The sequence below is a fragment of the Pseudomonas sp. MD195_PC81_125 genome (assembly GCF_014060985.1).
Lineage (GTDB): Bacteria > Pseudomonadota > Gammaproteobacteria > Pseudomonadales > Pseudomonadaceae > Aquipseudomonas > Aquipseudomonas parakoreensis.
The window spans coordinates 1-5,478 of record NZ_JABULD010000527.1 but is presented as its reverse complement, the minus strand read 5'-3'; the positions used below and the strand labels follow the sequence as shown (position 1 = coordinate 5,478).

The window sequence follows — 5,478 nt, the reverse complement described above, 5'->3', positions numbered from 1 at the left end:
CGGATGTATTCCTCGAGCAGCTTCTTCTCTTCTCCAGAAAGCGAGCGGCTTTCCAGAAGATCGGCGCGTCGTTCATAGGTCCGACCAAGGGACTGCTGTAAACGCCAACGCCGGATATGCGCGTGATTGCCACTTAGCAACACGTCGGGAACACGCTGATCCGCATACACCTCAGGTCGGGTGTAGTGCGGGCAATCCAGCAGACCATCCGTAAAGGAATCTTCCTCAGCGGAATCCACATGCCCTAAAGCTCCGGGCAGCAGTCGTGTAACCGCATCGATCATGACCATGGCCGGCAGCTCGCCGCCAGACAATACATAGTCACCAATCGACCACTCTTCATCGACATGAGCCTCAATAAAGCGCTCGTCAATGCCTTCATAGCGGCCGGCAATCAGGATCAATGCATCCGATTTTGCCAGTTCGCGTACCGCCGACTGAGTCAGTTGACGGCCTTGGGGGGACAGGTAAATCACCTTCGCCGCCTCCCCGGCTGCTGCCTTGGCCTGAACCAGAGCATCTTCCAGGGGCTTGATCTTCATCACCATGCCCGGACCACCACCAAACGGGCGATCGTCCACAGTGTGATGCCGATCCGTCGTGTAATCCCGCGGATTCCAACAGGTCAGCTGCAACAGCCCCTGTTTGACCGCACGACTGGTAATGCCGTACTCACTGATGGCCGAGAACATCTCGGGGAACAACGTTATGACGTCTACGCGCAGGCTGGCCATTGCTTAGAAGTCCGCGTCCCATTCCACCCTCATCACGCCTGCATCCAGATCGATTGTCAGCACGCATTGCTCCGTGTAGGGCAACAACCGCTCACGATCATCCAGGCTGCCCGCGCAGGGCTTGACCACCAATACATCGTTCGCGCCGGTCTCCAACAGGTGATCAACCTTGCCGAACAATTGCTCGTCCTGGTTGATGACGCTCAGACCTTGCAACTGGTACCAGTAGTACTCGTCGCCTGTCAGGTTGGGCAAAAGGCTTCGCGAGATGCAAATCTCATAACCGCTCAGAAGACGGGCTTCATCGCGATCGTCGAGGCCTTTGAGCTTGGCAACCAGATCCTTTTGAGTGGATCGGCCGCTGACCAGCTCGACCTGTTTCACCACGCCTTCACGCCGAAGCGTCCAGTTGCGGTAGTCCAACAGGTTTTCAATCGGATCGGTAAAGGAAAAGACCTTCACCTCGCCGCGAACGCCGTGAACCGAAAAAATCTTGCCGACAACGATCAGGTCATCAGCTTTTTCTGGCGTCGCGCTCATACTGCTCAGGCTGCAGCCTTGGCAGATTCCTTCAGCAACTGAGCAACACGCTCAGAAGGCTGTGCACCAACGCTCAGCCAGTAGGCTACGCGCTCTTGGTTAACGGACAGACGGATTTCCTGACCACGGGCAACAGGGTTGAAGAAACCAACCTGTTCTTTGTGGGAGCCGTCACGCGGGTTACGCGAGTCGGTTACGGTCAGGTGGTAAAACGGGCGCTTTTTGGAGCCGCCAAGGGCAAGACGGATTGTTAGCATGTGAACATCGTTCCTGTAGTCGGTGCTGCAAATCTAAATGCACAGCGGGCATGGGTGCCCGAAAGGCCGCATATTCTAAGGAATATCCGGACTTTTGCAAATGACTTTTTCCGGCGCCTATGGCATGCCGTGCGGATTTGCATGTAGAGCCGTCGATGAAAACGGCCGGTCAGCTCCCGCCAAGTGCGGGTTTGCTGTTGATCCTGCATCCTTGCAGGGTCTGCGCCGGTGCGACGACCGGCGAAGTCTGAGTGTCCTGTATCACATTTTCGGCATGCCGCCGCCGGGCAACATACCGCCCATGCCGCGCATCATTTTCGCCATACCGCCTTTGGCGGTGAATTTCTTCATCATCTTCTGCATCTGCTTGTGCTGCTTGATCAAGCGACCGATGTCCTGCACCTGGGTGCCGGAACCCATGGCGATCCGGCGTTTGCGCGAGCCGCTGATCAGCTCAGGGTCGCGACGCTCGGCCGGGGTCATGGAGTTGATGATGGCTTCCATCTGCTTGAACTGTTTCTCTGCCGCGTTCTGGGCATTGCCCATTTGCGACAGGTTGACGCCGCCAATGCTCGGCAGCTTGTCCATGAGCCCGCCGAGGCCGCCCATGTTCTTCATTTGTTGCAGCTGATCGCGGAAGTCTTCGAGGTCGAAGCCCTTGCCCTTCTTCAGCTTCTTGGCCAGCTTGTCGGCCTTGTCCTTGTCGAGGGTCGCTTCAGCCTGTTCGATCAGGCTAAGCACGTCACCCATGCCGAGGATCCGCGAAGCGATACGCTCAGGATGGAACGGATCGAGCGCTTCGCTCTTCTCGCCCATACCGATGAACTTGATCGGCTTGCCGGTGATCGCGCGTACCGACAGTGCCGCACCGCCCCGGGCATCGCCGTCGACCTTGGTCAGGATCACACCGGTCAGCGGCAGCGCATCACCGAAGGCCTTGGCCGTGTTGGCGGCGTCCTGACCGGTCATGGCGTCGACCACGAACAGGGTTTCGACCGGTTTGATCGCGGCGTGCAGCGCCTTGATCTCGCCCATCATCTCTTCGTCGATGTGCAGACGACCGGCGGTGTCGACAATGACCACGTCGATGAATTTGAGTTTTGCTTCTTTAATAGCCGCGTTGGCGATGTCGACCGGCTTCTGGCTCAGATCGGACGGGAAGAACGTCACGCCGATGTCGTTGGCCAGGGTTTCCAGCTGCTTGATAGCCGCCGGGCGGTAGATGTCCGCCGACACGACCATCACCGACTTCTTCTTGCGCTCTTTAAGGAAGCGCGCGAGTTTGCCGGCGGTGGTGGTTTTACCGGCACCCTGCAGACCGGCCATCAGAATGACGGCGGGCGGCACGGCGCTCAGGTTCAAGTCTTCGTTGGCCGCGCCCATCAGGCTTTCGAGTTCGGCCTGGACGATCTTCACGAATGCCTGGCCCGGCGTCAGGCTGCGCGACACCTCGGTGCCGACAGCGCGCTCCTTGACCGAATTGACGAAGTCCTTGACCACCGGCAGGGCGACGTCGGCTTCGAGCAACGCCATGCGCACTTCGCGCAAGGTGTCTTTGATATTGTCTTCAGTCAGCTTCGCCTTGCCGGTGACATGGCGCAGCGTCTGCGAGAGACGGTCGGTTAAGTTTTCAAACATTGCGCGATCCTTTCAGGCCCTGTGTAGACCGGGATAATGGCGGCCCAGACCGGATTCAACATGTGCTCGGCGAGCCTGCGGCGTGGGCAGGTCGCGGATTATAGCGAAGACTGCGTCGGGCGGACACCTCGCACTTTCGTGGTGTGGCGGTTCTATGCCAAACTCAGCGCCTTTCGGGCCTGCCTAACAGGATTTATGCTCCCCTTGTCACCCAGTTTGCTGACTACCATCGCCGCCGCGCTTCTTTATGCCGCTGCGACCCTTTATCAGGGCACCCGCCTGGCCTCCGGCGCCAAGGCGAACAAGCGCCTGCTGGTTACGCTCGGCATCCTCGCCGTGCTCGCCCACAGCGCCAGCCTGCTCACTCACCTGCTGACCCCGATCGGCCTGGGCCTGGACTTCTTCAGCGCCGCCAGCCTGATCGCCGCGGCCGTCATCGCCCTGACGCTGCTGGCCTGCTCGCGGATCCCGGTGGAAAACCTCCTGGTGCTGCTGTTCCCGCTCGGCGCGGCGACGGTGTTGCTGGCGCAGTTCGCGCCGGCCGGTACGGTGCAGATCATCGACGAAGAGCCGGGCATCCTCGCCCACATCCTGCTGTCGATCCTCGCCTACGGCATGTTCACCATCGCGGTATTCCAGGCCTTGCTGCTGCTGGTGCAGGATCACCAGCTCAAGCACAAGCACCCGTCGGGCCTGATCAAGAACTTCCCGCCGCTGCAAACCATGGAAAGCCTGTTGTTCGGCTTTCTCTGGGCCGGCTGGACGCTGCTGTCGCTGTCGCTGATCTCCGGCTGGCTGTTCGTCGAGAACCTGTTCGCCCAGCATCTGGTGCACAAGACCCTGCTGGCGTGTCTGGCCTGGGTGGTGTTCAGCGTGCTGCTGTGGGGGGCGCAATCGCCTCGGCTGGCGCGGCCACAAGGCGATTCGCTGGACCCTCGCCGGTTTCTGCCTGCTGATGTTGGCGTATTTCGGCAGCAAACTGGTTCGTGAATACATCCTGCACATCTGACGGGCGGCATAAATGGACGGTTTGCCCATAGGGCCGATGCTCGCTGTATTTGTCCTACTGATTTTATGGTCGGGACTCTTTACCGCCGTCGAAATCGCGCAGCAGCACTTGCTCGCGCAACGCACCGCCTCGCGCGCCAGCGATAAACCGCTGGCGAAGCTGAGCTTCCCGCTCGACAGTCTGATCCTGTGCAACACCCTGTGCCGCGCCCTTGCGGTGGTCATTGCCACGCTGCTGGCAATCTTCCTTTGCGAAGAAAATGGCCCGTGGGCAGCCTGCCTCGGCGCCGCTGCCGTGTTGCTGGTGTTTGCCGATTACTTCCCGCGCACGGTGGCCCAGCGCTATCCGGAGGCCGTGCTGTCCTTCGGCAATACCCTGCTGGCCGTTCCGCTGAAGATTCTTTATCCGCTGGCCTGGCTGCTGAGCCGCATCAGCGGTTTGCTGCTGCGTCCCTTCGCGCGCAAAACCCAAGTGGTGCAGCAAAGCGAAGACGAAGAACCTGCCGACCCGAACGACGACCCGGAACACCCGTCTCGCGCCCACCCGGTTTCCGGGATCCACGCGCTGGACAACATCACGGTCAACGACATTCTGGTGCCGCGCAGCGATGTCGACGGTATCAACCTCGACGACTCGATCGAGGAGATCATCGAACAACTGCGCCACAACAAACGCACGCGCCTGCCGGTGTTCCACAGCGACATCAACCAGGTCGAAGCAGTGCTCAACACCCGACAAATCCGCCATCTGCTCAACGATGGCGAGCTGACCCGAGAAGCGCTGCTGGCCGCCAGCTACGAACCGTACTTCGTTCCGGAAAGCACGCCGCTGCAACTGCAACTGCTCAATTTCCACAAGCAGCAGCGCCGGCTGGGCATGGTGGTGGACGAGTACGGCGAAGTGCTGGGCATCGTTACCCTGGAAGACATTCTCGAAGAGATCGTCGGCGAATTCGAAAGCGAGCACAGCCTCGACAACCCGCACATCCATCCGCAGCCCGACGGGCGCATGGTGATCGACGGCACCGCGTCGATTCGCGAGTTGAACAAATGCCTGGGCTGGCATTTGCCGAGCGACGGGCCGAAAACCCTCAACGGCCTGGTGACCGAGGCGCTGGAAACCATTCCGGACAGCGCGGTGTGCCTGAAGATCGGGCGTTATCGGCTGGAGATTCTCGAAACCGAGGACAACCGGGTGAGCAAGGTGCTGATCTGGCATACGAGCTCGGTGCCTGCTCTGGTACCGGCCAGATAAAAGATCAAAAGATCGCAGCCTTCGGCAGCTCCTACATTTTGGAATG

At 59.8% G+C, this 5,478-nt stretch carries 5 protein-coding genes and 1 pseudogene; 2 read left to right on the top strand and 4 right to left on the bottom strand.

Going from position 1 to position 5,478, the window contains the following annotated elements; genetic code table 11:
• The 4 genes from trmD to ffh all read right to left on the bottom strand — a co-directional run.
• A partial coding sequence (trmD, locus tag HT737_RS20995; protein WP_182403934.1) for a tRNA (guanosine(37)-N1)-methyltransferase TrmD occupies positions 1-734 on the bottom strand: 734 nt, incomplete at its 3' end.
• Positions 735-737: 3 nt separating this feature from the next.
• The gene (gene rimM / locus HT737_RS20990; RefSeq protein WP_047292745.1) at positions 738-1,274 is read right to left on the bottom strand and encodes a ribosome maturation factor RimM; all 537 of its coding nucleotides are present in this window, start codon (positions 1,272-1,274) and stop codon (positions 738-740) included.
• A gap of 5 nt (positions 1,275-1,279) precedes the next feature.
• Positions 1,280-1,531 (bottom strand): 30S ribosomal protein S16, encoded by a 252-nt coding sequence (rpsP, locus tag HT737_RS20985; RefSeq protein ID WP_003185073.1) that lies wholly within the window; start codon positions 1,529-1,531, stop codon positions 1,280-1,282.
• 261 nt (positions 1,532-1,792) lie between these two features.
• Complete coding sequence (ffh, locus tag HT737_RS20980) at positions 1,793-3,169, bottom strand: signal recognition particle protein (RefSeq protein ID WP_041063139.1); 1,377 nt, start codon at positions 3,167-3,169, stop codon at positions 1,793-1,795.
• A gap of 195 nt (positions 3,170-3,364) precedes the next feature.
• Between ffh and HT737_RS20975 the strand changes: the two are divergent.
• Together HT737_RS20975 and HT737_RS20970 are read left to right on the top strand one after the other, a co-directional pair.
• Positions 3,365-4,178 (top strand): annotated as a pseudogene (locus tag HT737_RS20975) (inner membrane protein YpjD).
• A 12-nt stretch (positions 4,179-4,190) separates the two neighbouring features.
• Entirely contained in the window at positions 4,191-5,432 is a 1,242-nt protein-coding gene (locus HT737_RS20970) for an HlyC/CorC family transporter (protein WP_095667426.1), read from the top strand.
• Positions 5,433-5,478 lie beyond the last annotated feature (46 nt).